This is a genomic window from Actinoallomurus soli (genome assembly GCF_024055715.1).
Taxonomy (GTDB): domain Bacteria; phylum Actinomycetota; class Actinomycetes; order Streptosporangiales; family Streptosporangiaceae; genus Actinoallomurus; species Actinoallomurus soli.
Window position 1 is genome coordinate 14,267 of record NZ_JAMXMV010000039.1, and the last position, 21,501, is coordinate 35,767.

General features: G+C 69.1%; 19 protein-coding genes and 6 pseudogenes. 13 read left to right on the top strand and 12 right to left on the bottom strand.

Annotation, left to right across the window (positions count from 1 at the left end):
- Positions 1–152 precede the first annotated feature (152 nt).
- Positions 153–3,755: a glycoside hydrolase family 3 C-terminal domain-containing protein gene (locus NDW01_RS41300; protein WP_252830005.1), complete on the bottom strand. Its 3,603-nt coding sequence runs from the start codon at positions 3,753–3,755 to the stop codon at positions 153–155.
- A 601-nt stretch (positions 3,756–4,356) separates the two neighbouring features.
- Between NDW01_RS41300 and NDW01_RS41305 the strand changes: the two genes are divergently transcribed.
- A complete protein-coding gene (locus NDW01_RS41305; RefSeq protein ID WP_252830007.1) occupies positions 4,357–6,000 on the top strand; it encodes an extracellular catalytic domain type 1 short-chain-length polyhydroxyalkanoate depolymerase in 1,644 nt (547 codons plus the stop codon).
- A gap of 338 nt (positions 6,001–6,338) precedes the next feature.
- On the opposite strand, the pseudogene NDW01_RS44595 reads toward NDW01_RS41305, so the two are convergent.
- From NDW01_RS44595 to NDW01_RS41315, 3 genes and pseudogenes are all read right to left on the bottom strand, one after another.
- A pseudogene (locus tag NDW01_RS44595) lies at positions 6,339–6,536 on the bottom strand (transposase); the annotation flags it as partial.
- Positions 6,537–6,629: 93 nt separating this feature from the next.
- On the bottom strand, positions 6,630–6,803 hold the full coding sequence (locus NDW01_RS41310) for a Tn3 family transposase (RefSeq protein WP_406567812.1): 174 nt from the start codon (positions 6,801–6,803) through the stop codon (positions 6,630–6,632).
- Positions 6,804–6,849: 46 nt separating this feature from the next.
- Complete coding sequence (locus tag NDW01_RS41315) at positions 6,850–7,890, bottom strand: DMT family transporter (RefSeq protein ID WP_252830009.1); 1,041 nt, start codon at positions 7,888–7,890, stop codon at positions 6,850–6,852.
- A gap of 75 nt (positions 7,891–7,965) precedes the next feature.
- Here NDW01_RS41315 and NDW01_RS41320 point away from each other — a divergent pair, with 75 nt between their 5' ends.
- Positions 7,966–8,874 carry a LysR family transcriptional regulator gene (locus NDW01_RS41320; protein ID WP_252830011.1) on the top strand — a complete coding sequence of 303 codons (909 nt, stop codon included), beginning with the start codon at positions 7,966–7,968 and terminating at the stop codon, positions 8,872–8,874.
- Positions 8,875–9,141: 267 nt separating this feature from the next.
- On the opposite strand, the pseudogene NDW01_RS41325 reads toward NDW01_RS41320, so the two are convergent.
- The 3 genes and pseudogenes from NDW01_RS41325 to NDW01_RS41330 all read right to left on the bottom strand — a co-directional run.
- Positions 9,142–9,984 (bottom strand): annotated as a pseudogene (locus NDW01_RS41325) (IS481 family transposase); the annotation flags it as partial.
- Between the two features lie 163 nt (positions 9,985–10,147).
- Positions 10,148–10,240: pseudogene (locus NDW01_RS44185) on the bottom strand (MmyB family transcriptional regulator); the annotation flags it as partial.
- Entirely contained in the window at positions 10,209–10,496 is a 288-nt protein-coding gene (locus NDW01_RS41330) for a helix-turn-helix domain-containing protein (protein ID WP_252830012.1), read from the bottom strand. The gene NDW01_RS41330 and the pseudogene NDW01_RS44185, both read right to left, overlap by 32 nt.
- Before the next feature lie 155 nt (positions 10,497–10,651).
- Between NDW01_RS41330 and NDW01_RS41335 the strand changes: the two genes are divergently transcribed.
- The 3 genes from NDW01_RS41335 to NDW01_RS44190 all read left to right on the top strand — a co-directional run bounded on the left by NDW01_RS41335 (position 10,652) and on the right by NDW01_RS44190 (position 13,537).
- On the top strand, positions 10,652–10,954 hold the full coding sequence (locus NDW01_RS41335; protein ID WP_252830014.1) for a hypothetical protein: 303 nt from the start codon (positions 10,652–10,654) through the stop codon (positions 10,952–10,954).
- Positions 10,955–11,514: 560 nt separating this feature from the next.
- Positions 11,515–11,904: a hypothetical protein gene (locus tag NDW01_RS41340; RefSeq protein WP_252830016.1), complete on the top strand. Its 390-nt coding sequence runs from the start codon at positions 11,515–11,517 to the stop codon at positions 11,902–11,904.
- Positions 11,905–11,953: 49 nt separating this feature from the next.
- The gene (locus tag NDW01_RS44190; RefSeq protein WP_252830018.1) at positions 11,954–13,537 is read left to right on the top strand and encodes a GMC family oxidoreductase; all 1,584 of its coding nucleotides are present in this window, start codon (positions 11,954–11,956) and stop codon (positions 13,535–13,537) included.
- A 388-nt stretch (positions 13,538–13,925) separates the two neighbouring features.
- Here NDW01_RS44190 and NDW01_RS41350 read toward each other — a convergent pair.
- Both NDW01_RS41350 and NDW01_RS41355 read right to left on the bottom strand, forming a co-directional pair.
- Positions 13,926–14,096 (bottom strand): annotated as a pseudogene (locus NDW01_RS41350) (transposase); the annotation flags it as partial.
- A gap of 164 nt (positions 14,097–14,260) precedes the next feature.
- The gene (locus NDW01_RS41355; protein ID WP_252830019.1) at positions 14,261–16,627 is read right to left on the bottom strand and encodes a tetratricopeptide repeat protein; all 2,367 of its coding nucleotides are present in this window, start codon (positions 16,625–16,627) and stop codon (positions 14,261–14,263) included.
- Between the two features lie 411 nt (positions 16,628–17,038).
- Here NDW01_RS41355 and NDW01_RS41360 point away from each other — a divergent pair, with 411 nt between their 5' ends.
- A complete protein-coding gene (locus NDW01_RS41360) occupies positions 17,039–17,407 on the top strand; it encodes a hypothetical protein (RefSeq protein ID WP_252830021.1) in 369 nt (122 codons plus the stop codon).
- Positions 17,408–17,726: 319 nt separating this feature from the next.
- Here the strand turns inward: NDW01_RS41360 and NDW01_RS44600 are convergent, their stop codons facing one another.
- From NDW01_RS44600 to NDW01_RS41370, 3 genes are read right to left on the bottom strand one after another with little or no spacing between them, the layout of a single operon-like run.
- Complete coding sequence (locus NDW01_RS44600) at positions 17,727–18,287, bottom strand: MFS transporter (protein WP_406567814.1); 561 nt, start codon at positions 18,285–18,287, stop codon at positions 17,727–17,729.
- Positions 18,200–18,439, bottom strand: a complete 240-nt coding sequence (locus tag NDW01_RS41365; protein WP_252830023.1) for an aldo/keto reductase — start codon at positions 18,437–18,439, stop codon at positions 18,200–18,202. Before NDW01_RS41365 ends, NDW01_RS44600 begins: the two co-directional genes overlap by 88 nt.
- Before the next feature lie 2 nt (positions 18,440–18,441).
- Positions 18,442–18,849, bottom strand: coding sequence for an aldo/keto reductase (locus NDW01_RS41370; RefSeq protein ID WP_308211883.1), 408 nt, complete (start codon positions 18,847–18,849; stop codon positions 18,442–18,444).
- A 17-nt stretch (positions 18,850–18,866) separates the two neighbouring features.
- Here NDW01_RS41370 and NDW01_RS44605 point away from each other — a divergent pair.
- The 7 genes and pseudogenes from NDW01_RS44605 to NDW01_RS41400 form a co-directional block, all read left to right on the top strand.
- Positions 18,867–18,920 (top strand): annotated as a pseudogene (locus NDW01_RS44605) (hypothetical protein); the annotation flags it as partial.
- Between the two features lie 46 nt (positions 18,921–18,966).
- Positions 18,967–19,155, top strand: a complete 189-nt coding sequence (locus NDW01_RS41375) for an FCD domain-containing protein (RefSeq protein ID WP_252830025.1) — start codon at positions 18,967–18,969, stop codon at positions 19,153–19,155.
- Positions 19,152–19,460, top strand: coding sequence for a FadR/GntR family transcriptional regulator (locus NDW01_RS41380; RefSeq protein WP_252830027.1), 309 nt, complete (start codon positions 19,152–19,154; stop codon positions 19,458–19,460). Before NDW01_RS41375 ends, NDW01_RS41380 begins: the two co-directional genes overlap by 4 nt.
- Before the next feature lie 171 nt (positions 19,461–19,631).
- Positions 19,632–20,267: a hypothetical protein gene (locus NDW01_RS41385; RefSeq protein ID WP_252830029.1), complete on the top strand. Its 636-nt coding sequence runs from the start codon at positions 19,632–19,634 to the stop codon at positions 20,265–20,267.
- 135 nt (positions 20,268–20,402) lie between these two features.
- Positions 20,403–21,095 (top strand): YcnI family copper-binding membrane protein, encoded by a 693-nt coding sequence (locus NDW01_RS41390; protein ID WP_252830030.1) that lies wholly within the window; start codon positions 20,403–20,405, stop codon positions 21,093–21,095.
- 50 nt (positions 21,096–21,145) lie between these two features.
- The gene (locus NDW01_RS41395; protein ID WP_252830032.1) at positions 21,146–21,328 is read left to right on the top strand and encodes a hypothetical protein; all 183 of its coding nucleotides are present in this window, start codon (positions 21,146–21,148) and stop codon (positions 21,326–21,328) included.
- 36 nt (positions 21,329–21,364) lie between these two features.
- A pseudogene (locus NDW01_RS41400) lies at positions 21,365–21,497 on the top strand (superoxide dismutase); the annotation flags it as partial.
- Positions 21,498–21,501: the final 4 nt, after the last annotated feature.

Consider the following 21,501-nt stretch of genomic DNA (forward strand, 5'->3'; position numbering starts at 1 on the left):
TCCAATCGACGCCGTGTGCCCGGCCGCTTCGCGGCAACCGAGCAGACGGCGAGCACCCACGCTCCCGGTTGCGCGCCGCGCTCGTGGCACCGCCCGTCTATGACGTGGCGGTGAGGTCCGAGACGGCCGGCAACCGGGAGGAACGAGGCCGGTCAGCCGATGGCGACGGTGAAGATGTGCATCGCCGCTGTGCCGGCGACCGCGCCGTCGCTGATATCCGGCAGCGTCAGGTATCGCACCGTCTTGCCTGTCTGGAGTGGTATCGCGGCGTAATACAGGCTCACCTGCTGGTCCTCCCGGCCGCCGGCGGTGTTGATGTACGGGACCGTGGTGACGATGTCGCCGCCGATCGCCGCGTTGGCCCACCAGTCCGCGAAGCTGATGGTGTGTGAGTCGGTGGTGCCGTCGGTGTAGGTCACGGTCGCGGTCCCGACCGAGCTGCCGTAGTCACCGGTGCCGATCAGGCCGAGTGTGCGGCCGGAGCCGGAGATGGCGATGGTCTGCCCGCCGGCCGCTCCGCCGGCGACCACGTTGTCCGGGGTGCCCGGTTGCGCCTTCGGCCAGGTGAAGGTCAACCCGTCGTGGGTGAAGGTGGCGCCTGGGGTGAGGCTGGGCGTCGCGTTCGCCAGCGCTTGGGCGGAGAAACTGGCGCCGTTGCCGTCGATGTCGCCCGTGCCGGGGTCGGCGTCGTCACTGATGGCCACGTTGTTGTACGCCGCTGGGAACGATGAGTACGGCGGATGCGGCAGCAGCGTGGTGGTCGCGTCCATAGAGGTGCCACGCCCGTTGACGGAGGTGAATGTCGCCTGCGCCGATAGAGCGAATTTGCCCGGTTGAGCCGAGGCCGGCACGTCCACATGCCAGGTGGTGCTGACCGTCTGGCCGGCCGCCACGGTGGTGAAGGTGGACGGTGACGCGGCCTGGGAGGTCCAGCCGCTGGGCACGGTCAGCGTCAGGCTCACGTCGCGCAGCGGCTGGGCACCCGCCGGGTTGGGCAGCGTGGTGGTGGCGGTGAACGTCGTGCCCGGCTGTACCTGGGCCGGCGCGCTCAGCGTGAACGGCTGCTTGACCACGACCGGGGTGGAGCCGGTGACCCCGTTCACCGTGACGCTGATGGTCGCCACGCCGGGGGCGACCAGGGTGACCTTGCCGGCCGGGCTCACCCGGGCCACCCGCGGATCGCTGCTGCGGTACCCGACCCGAGTGTGCGCCAGGTCGACGAACGACTCGTCGTTGTTCACCGCCTCGACGATGTGGTCGGCCCGGACGTGCTGGGATGCCTGCGCCGTGTCATCGGCGATCCACGGGTTCTTGCCTGCGAGGTCGATGCTCTCGCCCGGCGCGAACACCACGTGATCGGGCTGCACGGTCACGTACCGCGTCCTCGGGGTGATGGTTCCGGTGACGCGCACCGTGCTGGTGCCGACGATGTGGTCGGCGTCGGTGCCCACCCTGAACTGGTAGGGGCCGTCGTACACCACGTCGCGATGTCGGCCCTCGTCCCAGAAGGCCAGATCGCTCACGTGCACCGGAATGGCCAGATGCTGGGTCTGGCCGGGCGGCAGGACGTTCGTCTTCTGGAATCCGGCCAGTCGTTCGCGCGGGAGTTCCACGCCGGGCACGGTGAACGGCGTGGCCGCGTAGAGCTGGGCGACGGTGGCGCCGGCCTTGCGGCCGGTATTGGTCACGTCCAGCCGTACGGTCACCTGCCCGTCCGCGTGGACGGTCCGGGTGTCGGTACGCACGTGCGAGTAGGCGAAGCCGGTGTAGGAGAGGCCATGGCCGAACGGATACGTCGGCGTGCCGGTGAAGTACTGGTAGGTGCGGCCGATGCCACCGGTCTGGGACGGGGTGAGGCCGTAGTTCTTCATCCCGGGCAGTTGTGCGTCGTCGGCGTACCAGGTGAAGTCCAGGTGCCCACTGGGATTCTGCTTGCCGAACAGCACGTCGGCCAGCGCGGTGCCTTGGCTCTCCCCGTTGTACGCACTGAACACGATGGCCGGGAAGTCGTCCTTGACCTTGTCGATGGTGACCGGGCCGCCTGCCTGGAGGGCCAGCGCCGTACGCGGATTGCCGACCGCTTTCACCTGGTCGATCAGCGAGTCGTAGTTACCCGGCATGGCGATCGTGGTGCGATCCTTGCCCTCGGTGGCCAGGTTCGTGTCCGTGCCGGCGAACACCACCACCAGGTCGGCGGTTCGGATCGCGGCGAGGGTCTGCGCCGAGCATTTCGCCGCCGTGGTCGCGCCGGTGGACGTGCCGCACGCGTCGAAGGTGACCGTGGCCTTCGGGTCGGCCGCCTTGATCGCGGACGTGATGCCCTGTACCGCGTTCACCTGGAGCGCCGGTTCGCCGGAGTAGTCGCCGAGAGTGACCGTGCCGGCCAGGTCACCGACGACGACCACGTTGTCGAGCGTGGCCGGATCGGCCGGGAGCAGCGGTGCGTCGGTGTGGGGCACCGGGTCGTTCTTCAGTAGCACCAACGAGTTCGCCGCGACCTTTTCGGCCAGCGCCTGATGAGCCGGGCTCTGGATCTGATCCTTAGTGATCTTCGTGTAGGCCACCTTGCTCGGCGGGTCGAACTCGCCGGTCCGCATGCGCATGGTGAACAGGTGCACCAGTGCGTCGTCGATCACGCCCTCGGACAGCACCCCGGCCTGGATGGCCTCCTTGATGTTCGCGGAGGTGTCCTCCGAGCCGGTGCAGTTGAGCTGAGTGCCCGCGCGCAGTGCGTACGCCTGGCCACCGGCGGCACCGGAGACCTGCCGGCCGGTCGCGGTGTTCGTCCACTGTGGCGTGCCGTTGGTGGTGGCCGTGGTCCAGCCCGGCGGCGCCCAGTCATGGCTGCCCGGCGCGTAGACGTCGCCGACGGCGCCGCAGTCGGACGTGGTGTAGCCGTTGAACCCGTACGTTCGCTGCGCCAACGCGTTCGCCGTGTAGGTGTCGGCCGGGGCCGGCGTGCCGTTGATCGCGTTGTACGAGGTCATCAGGCCGGACACGTGGGCGTTCTGGATCAGATCCCGGAACTGCCTGGTGTAGTAGTCACGGATGTTGGCGTCCGTGGTGTCCGAGGAGTCCGCGTGCCGGTCGTTCTCCACGTCGTTGAGCGCGTAATGCTTGGCCGTGGCGGCGACCTTGAGATAAGGCGTCATCGGCCGGCCGGATGGGGTTTGGCCCTGGTAGCCGTTCACGAACGCACCGGCCATCCGGCCGACCAGGTACGGGTCCTCGCCGAATCCTTCGTCGGTGCGGCCCCACCGGGGGTCGCGGTCCATGTTCACGGTCGGGGCCCAGTAGGTCAGCGAGCCGTAGTCGCTCGCGGACGGGCCGAGGTTGTTCTGCGCGACACCCCACAGCGACTTGTCCAACATGCCGCGGGCTTCGTCGGAGATCGCCGTGGTCTCCTGGTAGATCAGGTTCGGATCCCAGGACATGGTGCCGGCCAGGTTGGTCGGGAAGCTCGTCGCGTGCACCCCGCCGCCGACGGTGCCGTGATCGGTGTTCGCGCCGAGCGTGTTGAGCCCGTGCTGGCCCTCGCTCCAGTACGTGTACTGCTGTACGCCGAGTCGGGGAATGGCCGGAGCGCTGTTCGTGTGCAGCTGCTGTACCTTCTCGTCGAGAGTCATGCGGGAGACGAGGTCGGCAGCCCGCTCGGCGAAGCTGTAGTGGGTATCGCGGTAGTCCGGGAGCACGGTCGCGGTCGGCTGGGCCGCCGTGGCCTCGGTCGCGGACGGGACCAGTGTGGCCGCCGTCATCGCCGCGACGAGCAAAGAAGAGGCAACGGACCGTGCGCGCCGCCGGCCGGGAGAGGCTAAGGACATCGGAATCTCCATCGTCAGTGTTCGGTGGCGCGTCGGCAGGACGTAAGAGTCGTGAGGTCTGCTCAACGAGGCCCGGGGGAATGTGAAACTCATAGTCCGAACTCGGGTGACATTCGCCATCAAATCGATAGCAGGTGATCGACCATGCTGCAAGCAGCCGAATTCGCCTTCGCGCCGAGATGCCGACGGACTTCAAGCCGGGCGAAATGAATCGGCCGGTGAGTTGCCCGAGGCCGGCAGCGGACAGGCCCTGGTCGTCGGCCTCCGCGATCGCAACGATGAACTCGTCCTCAATCGGCCGTTCGCGCAATGAGCGGATGAAACTTACACGGCAGATGGCCGCGCCTTCGCCCCTGCCAGGGCCGGATCGGCAGGTTGCTTCGCTGGTCCGAGGCGGTGCCAGATGGATATGCCCGCTCGTCCGCCAGGGCGGGCCGTTGACCCGCTGGGCCGACGGGACGAACATCTGGGCTTCTCCGGTAACGACGCGACTCGTTGTTCTGCGCTGACGAAGGCCCACGGGCGAGGAGGTCCCATGCTGCGGTCTCTGTTCCGGTTCCGGTCACTGAGATCTCGCCTGCTCGGCATCGTCCTGGCGGTCGGGGCCGTGGTCGGTGTGAGCCTGCCGGCCGCGCCCGAGGCCGCCGCCGCCTCGTTGACGCAGATCACGAGCTTCGGCACCAACCCGAGCAACCTACTGATGTACCTCTATGTGCCGAACAACGTTAAGCCCAATCCGCCGATTCTGCTGGCTTTGCACGGATGCCAGGGCACGGGACCCTATCTGTACTCCAGCACCGATTTCGGGAAACTGGCCGACCAGTACGGGTTCATCGTCATCTACCCCTCGACCAATCCCAGCGGCAGTTGTTGGGACGTCTCGTCCAATCAGGCACTGACGCGTAACGGCGGCAGCGACCCGGTCGGGCTGATGTCGATGATCACGTACACCGAGCAGCACTACGGTGGGAACCCCAACGCCGTGTACGTCACCGGCGAGTCGTCGGGCGGGATGATGACCGACGTCATGCTCGCCGACTACCCCGACGTGTTCAAGGCGGGCGCAGCGTTCATGGGCGTGCCCTACCACTGCTTCTATACCGGAACGGTCCGCGGATGGAACGGGGCCTGTGCCGGCGGCCAGGTCATCATGAGCCCGCAGCAATGGGGCGATCTGGTGCGCAACGACGCCTACCCCGGCTACACCGGTCCGCGGCCCAGGGTGCAGTTGTGGCACGGCACCGCCGACACCACCCTGAACTACAACAACCTCGGTGAAGAGGTCAAGCAGTGGACGAACGTGCTCGGAGTGAGCCAGACCCCCTCATCGAGTGACGTCCCAGTCACCAACTGGAACCGGACCCGCTACAACGACAGCTCCGGAACCACGCAGGTCGAGGCGTACAGTATCGCCGGCGCCGGGCACCAGTTGCCGATCCAGGGCACGGCGATGGCCGCCTACGCCATTCACTTCATGGGTCTGGACGGCAGCGGATCCACCGGCGGCAACACGGTCACCGTCACCAATCCCGGCAACCAGACGGCCGCTTCCGGCACCCCGATCAATGCGCTTCAGATCCACGCCACCGACTCGGCGAGCGGGCAGACACTCACCTACAGCGCCACCGGCCTTCCCCCCGGCCTGGCGATCAGCTCCAGCGGCCTGATCACCGGCACTCCCACCAGCGGCGGAAGCTTCTCCACGACCGTCAGGGCCACCGACCCCACCGGCGCCACCGGTTCCACGACGTTCACCTGGACCGTCAGCGGCGCCACCACCGGCAGCACGGGTGCGCTGCGCGCGGTGGGCGCGGGTAAGTGCCTGGATGATCCGAACTCGACCGCCACGCTGGGCACGCAGCAGCAGATCTACAGCTGCAACGGTCAGGCGAACCAGACCTGGACGCACGACTCCTCGAAGGAGCTGACGGTCACGGTCGGCGGCAGCACCCTGTGCCTTGACGCCAACGGCCAGGGCACCACCAACGGCACCAAAGCGGTCATCTGGTCCTGTAACGGCCAGGTGAACCAGCAGTGGAACCTTAACTCCAACGGTACGATCACCGGCGTCCAGTCGGGCCTGTGCCTGGATGTGACCGGCGCGGGAACCGCCAACGGCGCCCTGGTCGAACTTTGGTCGTGCAACGGCGGCAGCAACCAGCAGTGGTCCCTCGGATAGCCGGAGCCTGACGCAGACCGCGTGCTGGAAAAAGGCAGGAGCACGCCTCTACCGACAAGACGCACGACCTGTTGAGGCCGGCCGGACCGTGCAGCAGGTGGCCGCATACCTGCAGATGAGCGACCAGGCCATTTACAGGCGGTGCTCCCAAAAGGCGGTTCGAAGCCATCGAGGTGATGGCCGCCGAAGGCCCGCCGATTCAGACCTGCTGCTGCGTGCTCAACGTCTCTGAATCCGGGTTCGCCACACCTACAGCATCTCGACGAACTGCGGCTGTCGTATCCGCATGGACCTGCTGGCCGCCGCGGTCGGGAATCAGGCCGGCGCCGCGGTTCTTCCAGTTCCTTCTTCTCCGCGCTGGTCAGCCGCTCGGGGCCGCCATTTTCATCGGCGTCGGCCTGGGCCATCCAGTTCTGCAGGCATGACCGGCTGATCCCCAGGTCCTTCGCGAGCTGGATGAGGGGTTTGTCGCCCTGACGCGCCAGCTCGACCGCTCGGCGCCGGAACTCCGGAGGGTGTACCGCCAGTAAGGACATCTTCTACGGCAAGGCCGGCGACCTGACCGGCGATGACCGCGAGCACGTCGAGGTCTCCGCGCTCGCCCTGCACCGGATCACCGCGGCGATCACTCACCTCAACGAGTTGAAGTTCTCCACCACGTTCAGGTCCTCGCCGATCTCCCGGCGGAGCTCTTCGTCGGCCGAGTAGTCGCAGATGAAGATGATGCGGATCATGGGGCCGAGTTCTTCGAGGGCCTGGTAGGTGGGGTGCTTGGGACCGCCGCCGGTCAAGTGGCGCAGCATCTGTGGGACGCGGCGGTCCGCAGCCGTAGTGCGTGTTCGGATGCGATTACTGTGAAGAAACGGGGCGCTGTGACAGTGCGGCGCCGGCGAGAATCACCACAGCGCCTACCGGCTGGTGCCAGTTCAGCATTTCGCCCAGCACGAGGACGCCGGCGACGGTAGAGATGATGGGCACGAGGTACGTCACCATGGATGCCACCGTGGCGCCCGCGTCACGCACCAGTCCGTACTGAATCAAGAAGGCTATGCCCGTACCCACCGTGCCGAGGGTGAGGAGCGACAGGGACTGAGCGAGTGGGAACTGGCGGGGCAGGGAGGTGAGGAACGGTGTGACCAGGGCCAGTTCGACGGCCCCGGCCGTCAGCTGAGCCGCGGACAGGGAGACGATGGAGTGTCCGGAGTCCGTGAGGAAACGACGGACGTACACCCAGCCGGCGCCCATGCCCAGCGCGGCCGTCAGTGCGAGGCCCGCGCCCACCGGATCGCCGACGTCCGCGCCGTTCCAGACGCCGAAGACCACGAGGACGCCGAGAAAGCCGATGGCCATGCCCGCCAGCCGGTTCCTGTTGGGCCGCTCGTTCGGTAGTGCGCTGATCGCCACGAGCAGCGTGAACAGCGGTGTCGTGGCGTTGCAGATCCCGGCGAGCGCGGAGGTGATGCGCTCCTCCGAGTAGGCGAAGAGCGTGAACGGCAGGGCGTTGAGCAGGAAGCCCGCGGCAGCGAGATGCAACCACAGGACCGGCCTACGGGGCAGCGCATCACGCTTGACCGCGAGCACCACCAGCAGCGCCAAGGCTCCGAGCGCCACCCGTCCCAGGGCGACTTGAAGCGGCGCGAAAGTCTCTCCGCTGACCTTGACGAAGAGAAAGCTGAGGCCCCAGACCAGGGCCAGCAGCAGAAAGCGGATGCGCCAGTCGAGGCTGCGGCGGGAACCGGACGGCGAACCCTCGGCCGCTTCAACTGGCGAGGACGGAGTGCCGGTTGCGAAACGGCCGTTGGGACGGTGACCGGGAGGCACCGCAGGTGAGGGCGAAACCCTGTCCCCGTTGTCGGTCGCGCTCTCGGTCGTGGAGGAGACTGAGTCCATGGCCACCACTCTGCGATCGAGAGAAGCCCAGGACAAGCGAGGTTTTGTGAGCTCTGTTTGTAGCGTGCGTTCAACGTGCTGAACCTGGATCGACTTCGCAGCCTGCAGGCCGTGGCCGCCCTCGGCTCGGTCAGCGGGGCAGCAGCGGTGCTGCACCTGACGCCCTCGGCCGTGTCCCAGCACCTTCGCAAACTTGAGCAGGAGACCGGCCACCAACTGGTCACCCGGACGGGCCGCGGAGTGGAACTCACGCCCAACGCACGGTTGCTGGCGGAGCGCGCGCGACACATCCTGGCCCTGGTCGACGAGACCGAGGCCGAGCTCCAGTCGCGCAACGACCATCCCGTGGGCCGGCTGGCCCTGGGTGCCTTCCCCACCGCGGCGCGCGGCGTGGTGCCGCGGGCCTTGCGCATCCTGTCCGAGCGGGCACCGCAACTGGAGATCCGCGTGCGGGAGTTGGACCATGATTCCCCTCTGGCGCAGGTGGAGCGCGGCGAGCTGGATGTCGGTATAGCCCAGGACTGGGAGCACATGCCGATCTCCTGGACCGGTAATCTGCGAAGGCGCCTGCTCATGGTGGATACGGCATGTGTGGCGCTGCCCGCGGATCACGCCCTGGCGGACCGCACCGCCGTACGTGTGAGCGAGTTGGCCGACGCATCCTGGATCAGCCGACCTCAGCGCTCGACCTGCCATGAATGGCTCCTGCACACCATGCGGGCGCAGGGCGCGGAACCACGCATCGTGCATGTGGTGGCCGAACACCCCACCCAGATCGCCCTGGTCTCCGCCGGCGTGGGCCTCGCGATGGTCCCCAGCCTGGGCCTGAGTCACCTCCTCCCGAAGGACGTGGTGGCTTTGCCCGTCGAACCGCGCCTCACCCGCAGGATCTACGCGGTGTGGCGTCCGGAGGCCGCGGTACGCCCCTCCGTGCGGGTCACCATCGAGGCACTGGCCGAGGTCGGCAGCACCCTGCACGCCTGATGTCGACCGGGCACCGCGCCGGAGGAGACACTGGACCACTCAAGACAGGGCCGCAACGCAAACCCTCGGCGCGAAGAGCCGCATGACGTCGCGCACCATACGCCGCCTGGCCGCCGGTCCGCGGCGGGCGATTTCTCGAGGATCCGCGCTAAAACCGCGCACGCCACCAGTGGCTACCTTCACCCCGATCAGGAGATCAGCGCGGCTGCTGGGTGTACCAGCTAATTCTTCAGGATCCGGGGGCGGTTGAGTTACACGCAGGGCGACCTAGGCGTGCTGTCCGGGCAGGTTGGTGACGCGGCTGGCTGGGGGTTGGCCGCCGATGCCGGTGTGGGGTCGGTGGTAGACCAGTCCAGCCAGTCGCTGAAGGCGGCTTGGCGTTGGGTTTTTGAGGTGTAGGGCTGGTGGTAGGCCCATTCCTCGGTCAGGGTGCGGTGGAAGCGTTCGACCTTGCCGTTGGTCTGGAGCCGCCAGGGCCGGGTCCAGCGGGGGGATGCCGAGTTCGTCGCAGGTGGTGCGCCAGGTGTTCTTGGTGTAGGCCCAGGCGTTGTCGGTGATGACTTGTTTGATGGTGATGCCGCGGGCGGCGAACCAGGCGGTGGCGCGCCTGAGGAACGCGGCGCAGGTGGCGGCGGTCTCATCGGTCAGGGTTTCGGTGTAGGCCAGGCGGGAGTGGTCATCCAGGGCGGTATGCAGGTAGAGGTAGCCGGCGCCGTCGCGTTTTCGGTTCTTGCGGCCGGCCGCGCGTCCGAGGATTTTGTGGCCGCCCGCCGCCGGGGATGCGGCCGAGTTTTTTGACGTCGATGTGGACCAGGTCGCCGGGCCGGTCGCGTTCGTAGCGGCGGATGGGTTCGCCGGTGGCCCGGTCGCAGACCGTCAGGGGTGGCAGGGCGTGGCGGGTGAGGATGCGGTGTGCGGTGGATGGCGCGATGCCGGTGCGGGCGGCCAGCCGGACAGGCCCGATACGGTGCGCCCGGCGCAGGGCGACTACGCGCGCTTCGACCTGCGGTGGTGTGGGTGGGGACTGTGGTGCGGGCGGCTGGATCGGTCGTGCATGCCCTCGGCGCCCAATTGGCGGTAGCGGGTGGCCCAGCGTGCGGCGGTGGTGTGGAGGAGCGCGTTCGCCGAGGAGGAGCCGGGTTCGCGGTCGCGACGACGACCCGCTGCCCCTGCTCGGTCCACAGGGTCTGCTGGCTGACGGCCATCGGACCCCCAGGGGATGCCGCATGTCGTAAACGCCGACATCGCAGGCGCGGACCTTGTGGTCGGACCACAGGGCGGTGAACTCCGGGCTCCGCATCGTCAGCTCACCGATCAGTGACGCGAGCGCCGGGTCACCGGGATTCCGGCCGGCCGCCAGCCGCAGGTTGCCACCGCTCGGCGTTCTCCAGCCTCAGGGCCTGGGCGATCGCGTCGAGCACGTCAGGGGACGCGCCCCGCGAGTGTCTCTGTTCGAGCCTGGCGTAATACGACGCGCTCTCCCCGGCGAGCAGCGCCAGTTCGTCGCGCCGCAGCCCGGGCGCGCGCCGCCGGTCTCCGTACGGCACCAGCCCGACGTCCTCCGGTCGCAGCCGGGCACGGCGGGCGCGCAGGAACGCGCCGAGCTGTCGTTCTCCGTCCATGGGCACCAGTCTGGGAGGTCCGTCGATCTCTAGCCACGCCCTGCCATGGATAGGCAACGCGTGGAATCGATAGCGGCCGCGCCCTTCCGCGGAATGATCCGCCTTTCGCAGGCCGAAACGAATCGTGTCTCGCACACGTATGGCGGTGACCCGCGATGGTCACCACCAGTTCAGCTGGTAAAGCCCTTCACCTGCGGGCAGGGGAATCCGTGGAGCATGCCCTTCTGGGCGTAAACGTCTCCGGCGAAAACGCAGGCACGATACGTGAGGTACACGACGCCGTAACGGGCGTGTCGGCGGATGCGCTCGATGCGCCGGCGACGCAGAACGCCGCGGCCGAGGCGACGATGCCGGTGATGACGCCTGCTTCTTCGGATGACGAGGTTCTACAAGGCTTCCTCCTGGATGACGACGCGGGAATCGCGTTGCGCGATTTGACCGGCCGGTTCGGACGGTAGTACGAGGGGCAGAGCCCAGCCCGGCGGAACGTCATCGAAGTCCCCGAAAAGGGGATTGGCTTTCGTTGTGGCTTTACGGCGAACGCCGTCACGTTCCGGTGCGGGCGATACGCCGATCGGCGGGCCGGCCTGGACAATGAAAGCCGGTTCACGCCGGGGCCTCGGCCGGTGACGACGTCGATGACGGTGAGACCCGAAGAGGGACGTTGCAGGATTATGGGGCGCCAACGTAGAACGGACATCGGCGTTCGCTCGATGGCGACACGAAGAAAAGGAATCTCGAATATGACAGTTCGCGGCAGGTCGCTGGTCGCCGCGCTTGGATCGCCCAGGCGATGCTGCGCTCGTCGAGCGGCGTGATCGGCGTATCCGGGTACTCCTTCAGATCGCGATGCTCTTCGGCACGGTCTGCGGCCTCCTGGCAAGGCTGCTCCGCGCTTGCGCGCCTCCGTCTCCGACCCCGCGCCCGCCACCGGATACGGTCGGCCCGGAGCGGCGTGTGCCCGGCGGTGACGCCGCACTTGCGGGCGGTCGGACGTCGGGCGGGATCGCCCGGGCACGTGCTCCCTCTCTCGGCCTCGTTCGAGCGGGTGGCCCGCCGGGGTGCCGGCTACGTCGGCGGCTCGGTGCCGGCGCCCATGGTCGCGTCGGCCTTCGACGCGGTCCGTGCCGCGTGGGCGACGGCCGGGCGCGAAGGCTCGCCCCGCCTGGTCGCGCTCGCCTACTCCGCGCTGGGCCACACCGAGCAGGGCCACGCCAACGTCTGGGACTACTACCAGGGCACGGGTGATGAGGTGGCACGCCTCATCACCGATGGCATGGCCTCCGGGCCGGGACGGGTCAAGGACGCCGTGGCCGCGTTCGCCGACATCGGAGCCGACGAACTCGTCCTCAACCCCGCGGTCGGAGACCCGGACGAGATCGACCGCCTCGCCGACATCGTGCTCTGACCGAGCCGGACCACGCCCGCGTCGCGGGCCCTGATGAGGAGTGAAGAACGTGGACAAGCGTCAGCGGCACACCGAAGCCGGATTCACCACCGACCCGGCGCGCGCCGCCGAAGAGGAGTTCGACGTCATCGTGTGCGGCGCGGGCTCGGCGGGGTCGACGCTCGCCGGGACGCTCGCGGCCGACGAGGACCTGCGGGTGCTGCTCGTGGAGGCGGGTCCCGACGACGTCGACGCCCGGGTGTCCGATCCCGACCGGTGGTTCGAGAACCTCGGCAGCGAACGCGACTGGGGCTTCGTCACGGCGCCCGGTGCCCACGTCGACGGCCGGCGGCTGCCGTACTCGATGGGCAAGGGCCTCGGCGGCGGGTCGAGCATCAACGTCGGCGTGTGGTCGCGCGGTCACCGGCGCGACTGGGACGACATGGCGGCGAGCTGCTCGGACCCGCGCTGGGACTATCGTTCGGCGCTCGGCGCCTACCGCGAGCTCGAGACCTGGCACGGCGAGCCCGACCCCGACCGGCGGGGGACCAAGGGCCCGATCCACGTCCGTCCGGCACAGCCGCTGCACCCGTTCTTCGCCTCGATGCTCGCCGGCGCCGAGTCCGCGGGCCTCGACCGCTACGACGGCCCGAACGGGGAACTCGCCGAGCGGGGCACCGGCTGCGCCGTCCGGGACGAGATCATTGAGGACGGCGTGCGGTGCTCGCCCTACCGCGCACTGGTCGCTCCCCGGCGCCGGCAGCCCAACCTGACGGTGCTGACGGAGACCCTGGTCACCCGGGTCGTGTTCGATCGCGGGCGGGCGGTCGGCGTCGAGGCCCTGTCGGAGGGCCGGACCGTCCGTTTCCGCGCGGCGCGTGAGGTCGTGCTCAGCCTCGGGGCGGTGCAGACGCCCGCGATCCTCATGCGGTCGGGCATCGGGCCCGCCGGGCACCTGGAGTCGCACGGGATCGGCGTCCTGGCCGACCTGCCCGGTGTGGGCGCGGGCCTCGACGACCACCTGATGTTCGGCTGCGTGTGGGAGGCCGGCGCGGCGGAGCTGCCCCCGCCGCCGCGGGCCCAGGCGGTGTGCTTTTGGGGCAGCGACGGACGCGTGGCGTCGCCGAAGTTCGTCATGTACTCCGGCGCGAGCGCGTTCATGAGCCCCGAGGCGGCGGCGCGGTACGGCATGCCGGAGTCCGCCTTCACCTTCCTGCTCGGCATGCGCCTGCGGTCGCGCGGGTCGGTGCGGCTCACCTGCGCGGATCCGGCGAGCGCTCCGGTGATCGAGACCGGCTACTTCGACGAGCCCGAGGACCTGCGGGACGCGGTCGAGGCGTACCGGTTCGCCCAAGAAATCGCCCACGCGCCGGCGATGGGTCCCTACCGGGGCTCCCGCGCGATCCCCGGGACCGTGTCCGACGCAGAGGTCGCCGCCTACATCCGTACGGCGGCCGGCACCTTCTGGCACCAGTGCGGGACGGCCCGGATCGGTGCGGGCGGCGACGCCGTCGTCGACTCCGAGCTTCGCGTGAGGGGCGTGGCCGGCCTGCGCGTCGCCGACGCGTCGGTGCTGCCTCGCGTGACCTCCGGGAACACCATGGCCCCGTGCGTGGTCATCGGCCATCGGGCGGCCGGCCTCATCCGCGGCTGAGTCATCGGTTCGGGATGGTGGACGGGGCGAGCAGGACCAGGTCGCGGGCGTGGGCGACGGCCTCGGCGCGGCGGTGGGTGCCGAGCTTGGCGGTCCGGGACGGGATGCAGGAGGAACAACCACAGTGCGCCGCTGGGCTCGGCGCACTCCAGCGCCCGTTCGAGGGCGCGACCGGCGGTGTCGGTATCGCCGAGCGCCGCGGCGGCGATGGTTTGCAGCAAGAAGGCCTGGACGAGCCAGGATCTCCCAGGTCGGCGGCGCGGAGGCGTCCAGGACGGGGACGAGCGTGGCGAGCGCGGCGTGGGGGTCGCCCTGGGCGAGGCGCAGGATCGCCGTGGTGATGCGGATTCCCGCGCGCTCGCGTTCGTGCTCGCCGACGTCGGTGAGGACCGGCCCGGGTGTCCCAGTCCCGATCCCGGTAGCCGTTGCGGCGGTCGACCCGTTCACCGGACCGCTGCCCATACTCGGCGCCGCACAAGGCGGCGGCCTCGGCGCTCATCAGCGCTTCGGCCATGGTCTTGACCATCTTGGCCAGCAGATCCGGCTCACACGCCCCGATCTGCTCGGCGATCCAGCAGGCGGGGTCCACACTGTCACGTTCCGGTCGGCGCCGGGCGAGCGTGCGCAGTTGCCGGTAGATCGGACACGCCAGTCGCCGGATCCCGGGCGCGAGACACGCGTCATCGCCTGATCAGCCCAGCCCCTGCCGAAGAGCTGCACCCCTCAGGGTTCGCCGCAACCCGTCGGCTGAGGGGCGGCCCAGTCTGTCGGGGTCCAGGGGATCGGCCACTCATTCTCGGTGGTGTCGAGCCGCTGCTGCGCAACGGCCGCCCTGGGGTGGCTGAGCTTCTCGAAGAGGTGAAGTGCTTGCTGCCAGGCGTGACGGGCGTGGTCGAAGTGGCCGGCGGTGGCGTGGGTCTCGCCGGTGCCGAAGAGTGCGTCCGCCTGGAGGAAGGTGTCAGAGAGGAGGAGGGCGAGGTGTTGTTGTTCGCGGTAGAGAGCGAATGCGCTGTCGAGGTCGGTGTCGACAAGGTGGAACCAGGCGAGATTGCCGATGGCCAGGACTTCGCCGCGGCGGTAGGCCAGCTGCCGGTAGATCGCGAGGGCCTGATGAGTATCGGCGAAGGCTTGAGCCAGGCGTCCCAAGCGTTGTTGCAGCACCCCCCGGTTCAACAGTGCTGTCGCGCGGGCCCGACGCGTGTCTTCGCCGTGGAGCAGGCCAAGGGCCTGGGTGAAGAGGGCGACACTGTACTCCTGATTGCCCCGTTGGCATTGGACCGTGCCGTAGTCGATCAGGGCTGAGCCCTCGCCAGAAGGGTCGACGACAGTGCGGTAGATCTCGAGTGCCCTCAGGCAGCTGTCTTCTGCTTCGTCGAGGCGGTCCATCCTCCAGTAGACGCTGCCGAGTCCGGACAGCATCAGGGCCTCGGCGGCCTGGTCGCCGGCGGCCTGCGCGGCCACGACAGCGAGTTGCTGTGCGGCGAGCAAGTCGTCGAACTGATTGCGGACGATACAGAACTCCTTCTGGACCGAGGCGAGCTGCCACACGCGGCGGTGAAGTCCGGCTCGGGCAGCAGAGTTCTGGATGGCGGCGAGGTTCTGCCGTTCGTTCTCGAACCACGTCAGGCCCTGGTCGTAGCCGGCGAAACGCATGGGCCTTGCGGCCTCTTCGGGCGGGAAACCGGACAGGGGCGGGGTACCGATCGCGAGTGCCGCGGCGTAGCCGGTGGCCACGGCCCAGGTCGCCAGCCGGGCCACAGGTGCGGTGGGGTCCGGCTCCGGGTCGGCGTCGGCGAGTTCGGCGGCATAAGCCCGCAGCAGGTCGTGGAGTTCGTAGCGGCCGGGCGTGTTCTGGCGGATCAGGTTCTCGTCCTGGAGCTGCTCGAGGGCGCCTTCGGCCTCGTGATCGGGGATGTCGGCGAGTGCGGCGAGGATGGCCGGGGTGAAGTCGGGACCGGGATGGTGGCCGAGGAGGCGGAAGACGCGCCGGAGCGGCCCGGCGAGGTCCCGGTAGGAGAGTTCGAAGACGGGGCGTATCGCCCGGCCGCCGGCGCGGATCGCCTCCAGCCGCCCGGCCTGCATCCGGTCGGCGTGCTCGGCAAGGCTCCACGCGGGCCGGGAACGGAGCCGCGCGGCAGTCAGTGCTAAGGCCAGCGGAAGACGGTCGCAGTACTCCACGATCCGGGTGGCCGCGTCGAGTTCGGCGGTGACGCGGTCCCGTCCGGCGATCCGCATCAGCAGGTCGAGTGATTCGGTGTCGGTGAAGGTGCCGATCAGGTGCGGGGTCACGCCGTCAAGGCCGGCGAGGCTACGGCGGCTGGTGATCAGGACCAGGCAGGTCGGGCCGGCGGGGATGAGGTCGTGGACCTGATCCTCGTCGGCGGCGTTGTCGAGCAGGATCAGCGCACCGCGTTCGCGTAGCCGGTCGCGGTACATCGCCGCCCGCTCCTCCCGGCTTACGGGGACCTGCTGCGCGGGCACACCGAGCTGCCGCAAGAACGCCTCCAGTACCGCGGCGGGGTCGGCGGCCGGGACATCAGGGTCGAAGCCGCGCAGGTTCACGTGTAGTTGGACGTCGGTGAAGTGGCCGGCGCGGACCAGTTCGTGGGCGACGCGGACGGCGAGCTGGGTCTTGCCCACCCCCGCCATGCCCTCGATCGCGGAGATCACGACCGTTCGAGCATTCCCGCTGCCGTGCCGGCGTGTAGCGGTTTCGATGAGCCGTGTCAGCTCATCTTCACGGCCGGTGAAGGTCGCGAGCTCCGCGGGAAGCTGACCGAACACACCGACCGGACCGCCGATCTTCGTCAGCCCGTGGACCTTGACGCACGCCTCCCGCCAGCGAGCCACACCGGCCTCGTCCACTCCCAGCGCCCGGACGATCGCGACCACCAGATCCAGATCCAGGCGACGCCGGCCGGCCTTGAAGGCATCCACGACCGTGAACGGTGACACGACCCGCGGAGGCTTCATGAAAGGCCCGGCCTGTCTGGCCAGCGTCCGATAGGACGGCGTCCCTGCCCACACCCGAAGCTCACCCAGCAAGCCGATGAACTCCGCCAGATCCGTGGCCTTACCCGGATCCGGCATCACACCCCCGTGTCGTACCACGACACCCACCCCCGAAAGCCGTACACCCCTGAACGACACGGTAAATGAGCGTGTGTGGGATGTGTGGATTCGTGTGGGAATCGAGACTTGGCCGGGCTTCCTCCCGCAGAGTGATTGTGCTGAGAGGGCGGGTCATACGACCGGACTAGATGGCCGAGATCGGTCATGCGACCGGGTGACCTTGCCCCCTCTGTTCCAGGGGTGGTCTGGGTGACCGTTCCGGCCGGTCCGGTAAGGGTGACCGAACCACTGCAAGAGCTCCAAACCCGCCATCGGCACGAACAAAGGAGGAGCACACAATAACCGTCGGCAACTGGCTACCAGGCAAGGACCATCCGCCACATTGCGTGATAGCTCACGCTACTGGCCGACTGCCGATGGAGATCGTCCGTGTCGCTGGCACCTTCATCAACGGAAAAGGAGTACCAAGTGAGGAAACCGTTCTCCGGCCGCCGCCTCGGCGCTGCCACTGCACTGACTGCGATCACCCTCGTCGGTGGAGGCTTGGCGATGGCGCCGGCCGCATCCGCCGCGGTGACCGGGAAGACCGCGACCACGCCCGTGAAACCAGCCTCGTCGGGCCAGTGCCAATACGTCCTCATCACCAGCGGCTACCCGCTAACGACCGCCCGGGCCCAGGCCTGTGAAAACGGAGCTTCAGGTAGCTGGATTTCCTTCGATCTGTGCTATATCGGACTTACAGGAACCAACGTCACGGACTATGTCGCAACGCTGGCCTGCAACGCAGCCGGTGACTGACGCCCCGGAGCAGCCGACCGCGAAGAAGGCCCGCCGCTCGGGTCCGTGAAACAGCCGCGAAGTGGAGCGTTCATCTAGGTCACGGCCCGTCTCAGAAACCGTCTCTCAGGACTCCGAGGTTGTGAGAGACGGTTCTGCGAACGGCGACCTGGGGGAGCGCCCGTGCCGAACGCACGGCACGTTGCCCGCGCACAAGGCCGCGACCGCTCTCATCAAGCGCCGGGTGCCGGTGGGCGCACCCATCGGGACCCTGATCGGGTCCGCCTCCGGCCGGCGAGGGTCTTTCCTGTGCGTCAGCGGCCTGGCGATCCTCAGTGCGCTATCCGGAAGGCCGCGCTCGCCCGGCAGATCTACGACGCGAGAGAGAACCGTGCAGCCGATCGCCGACCCGTTCGGTGTGCCGCGCTCGATGGTCTACGGACACCTCGACAGAACAACGATCCTCCCTGGTCGGCGTCGAACCCGCGCAGTTCCTTCGACTCGAAGCCGTTCGCTCGGAGCCTTCAATCCGGTCGGCCGGGAAGAGATGGTCCACCTCGGGTTCACCGGTGGTGAGATCGAGTACGCGGGCGAGGACGTCCTGGTCGCTGCCGGTCCAGCGGTCGTTGTGCTGGCGCAGGTGCTCGGCCCAGGACGCCGTGATGTAGGTCTCGACGTACCGATCGGTGCCGGCGCCGTCACGGTAGAGGCGCCAGCGGCGTGCTCCGGTCCGGCGGCGGGCGCGTTCCAGGTCCGGGACGGCGGCGAGGAACGCCGTCCTGTTCTGCGGAGAGACGCGGTAGGCGATGGTGATCAGGACCGGGCCGTCGCGAGGACGCCGGAGTTGAACGGCGCCGCCGCGAGCACCGACACGCCGCGCTCGGCGCCGCGCTCGGCGCAGCGGTTCAGCAGCGGCTCGCCGGAACGATTGAGCAGCGTCCAGCGGCCGGCGAGCATCACGGCGTCCACGTCGCACCGGTCCACGATCTCCGCGAGCGGCTGCCAGTAGTTCATGCCGACGCCGACCGCCGAGATCAGTCCCTCGTCGCGCATCCTCAGCAGCTCCGGACGGTCTCGACGATCACCTGCGGCACGTGCAGGTCCGGGTCGTGGACGAGAGCGATGTCGACGTGGTCGACGCCCAGCCGTTCCAGGCTGTCCTCCAGTGCGCCTGACCCGGTGGCGGAGTAGTCGAGCCGTCGCCGGAGCGTGTCCGGTACGGCGAAGCCCGCATCCAGATCCATGCCGCGAGGAGCGTCATCGGGCACGAGGAGCCGTCCGACCTTCGTCGAGATCACGTACTCGGCGCGGGGCCGGGACGCCACTGCCCGGCCCAGCCGCCGCTCGGCCAGGCCGAGCCCGTAGTGCGGTGCCGTGTCGAAGTACCGGACTCCGGCACGCCAGGCCGCGTCGACGGTCGCGTGCGCCTGCTCGTCGTCGACGGCGGCGTACAGGTTCCCGATCGGCGCGCGCCCTGCTCATGGATCACGACCTGGAGCCCGGTACGAACTTGTCGATCGACGGGCTCGCGCGCCATTTCGACGTATCCCAGACCCCGGTCCGTGAAGCGCTCGCCCGCTGTGAGTCCGAAGGGTCTGGTCGTACGCCGGCCGAACGCCGGTCACCTGGTCGCCCCCCTGCTCGACAGGGCAGGACTGGACGATCTCTACGACATTCGCCTGCTTCTCGAGCCGGCCGCCGCCGAGCGCGCGGCCCGGCACGCGACCGCCGCCGAGCTGACCGGCATGCGCCGCCGCTCGAACGGATGACGCCCTCCCTGCGCGGTGACACCTACGAGGCATACCGCGAGTTCGCGGAACTCGACGCCGCCTTCCACAACTCGATCGCCGAGGCCAGCCGCAGTCCGCTCATGGTCGACACACTGCGCCGGTTCCGCGCCCACACGCACGGATACCGCCTCTACTTCCGCCACGGCATCGCCGATCAGGCCGTCGAGGAGCACCAGGCGGTGCTCGCCGCTATTCGTGCCAAGGACCCGGAGGCGGTGGCTCGCGCCATGCGCGACCATCTTGAGGCGTCCAGGTCGCGTCTGAAGAACGCCTACGACTCCTGAGAGGAACGCCTTCTTGCTACGCCGACGACGCCGGGCCACCGACGGCCGCCGACGATGGTCGAGCCCCACCGCGACCTCAGGGCGGGGGAGAGGGCGTGCGGTGTAGTCTCCGTGTACTACACGTCGTAGTTGTTGGGTGAGGTCATGCGTCCGCCTGGCTGGTTCCGCTTGATGCGCGCCGCGGTTTTCGCCGGGGTGTGCGTCGTGCTGTCCCTGGCCGGCCATGATCTGATGGCCTCCCGTCCGGCGCCGTTGTGGGCGGGCGGGGCCGCTGTCGCGGGGGTGACCGCGGTCGGTTACTGCCTGGCCGACCGGCGCCGGTCCGCCTGGTGGATCCTGCTGGCGGTCGAGGTCGTCCAGGCGTGCCTGCACGAATGGTTCGCCTGGGCCACTCCCGCCGATCCGGGCTCGGCGCTCGCGCACCCGGTTATGACCATGTACGGCGGCGTGCACGCCGCGGTGGGTTCGGGCATGGCCATGCCGATGAATCACGGTGCCGGTGCATCCGGCCTGGGCATGGCCGGGGCGCACGTGCTCGCCGGCGCGCTGGTCGCGTTGTGGCTGTACGCGGGGGAGCGGGCCGCCTGGCGGGTGCTGGACGTCCTCGCCGAGACGGTGCTCCGTCCCGCTCTGCGCGTCCTTCTCCTGCTGGCGCACGCCGATCTCCTGACGTCTCGGCGGCCCGGCGGTGTACGGCGCCGGCGGGGTGTGGACCAGACGCCCCCGGCCGTGGCCGTGCTGCGGCACGTTCTGGTGCGGCGTGGTCCTCCTCGGCGCATCGGCGCGGCTCTTCGCGCCGCCCTGTGATTCACGGCTCTTCCCCACGTTCACATAGCGCCTCCGACCGGGTTCCCGCCTGCGCGCGGCCCGGTGTTGCGCCCTGCCTCGGAACGGGCCGTGGTCACCGTCCCCCCGATCGCACGTACTTCTCCCGAGGAACCCATGTCCTTCCCGAACGCCGCCAAGCGACTGATGACCGGAGCCGGTGCCGTCACGGCCGCCGTCGTTGCGCTGGCACTTCCCGCGTCCGCGCACGTCACCATCAACCCGAACACCGCCGAGCCGGGCGGGTACGGCGCCTTCAACGTCCGCGTCCCCAACGAGGAGACCGACGCCGACACCACCAAGGTGCAGCTGTACCTGCCCACCGACCACCCGATCGCGTCGGTGTCGGTGCAGCCGGTGCCCGGCTGGACGGCCGAGGTCACCAAAAGCCGGCTGCCCAAGCCGATCAAGGTCGAGGGCGGTGAGCTCACCGACGCGGTCACCGCGGTCACCTGGTCCGGCGGCAGCATCCGGCCCGGGCAGTTCCAGCAGTTCTGGATCTCGCTCGGCCCGCTGCCCAACGACACTCCCAAGCTGTACTTCAAGGCCCTGCAGACCTACACCGACCACAGCGGCAAGACCAGTGTCGTCCGCTGGATCGACCTGCCGGACGGTGGCGCCGAGCCGGAGCATCCCGCGCCGTCGCTCACCCTGGCCAAGGCCGCCGCGCCGCAGGCGAAGCCGATCGTGAAGAAGACCGAAGACGGCACGGGAACCGCCCTGGGCGCCGCCGGCCTGGTCGCCGGACTCCTCGCCCTCGGCGTCGCGATCGTCGCACTCCGCCGAACCGGCAGGTCGACCGGCGCATGAGGGTCGCTCACCTCCGCCCGGCGGTCAGGTCCGCCGGGTGGCGTTCCCGCATGCTCGCGCTCGCCTGCCTGCCATCGTTCCTGCTCGCCGCCTGCGGCGGCACGGGCGCTCGGCCCCCCGTGCAGATTTCGGTGCCTGCGTCAGACCCGCACGGCACCAGGATCGCTACGCCGCTGCGCGAAACGGACCTCACGCTGACCGGGACCTCAGGGCGGCCCGTCGATCTGCTCTAGGCCACCCGCGGCACAACCTAACCGCATCCTTGAGGTAACGGCGCGTTCGACCTGTCCGGGCACGTCCTGCACTCGATCTTCTGGCAGCCTGTCCCCGGACGGCGGGGACCGCCCCGACGGGGAGTCGGCGGCGGCGATCGACGAGCACTTCGGGTCCTTCGACGCGTTCGCCA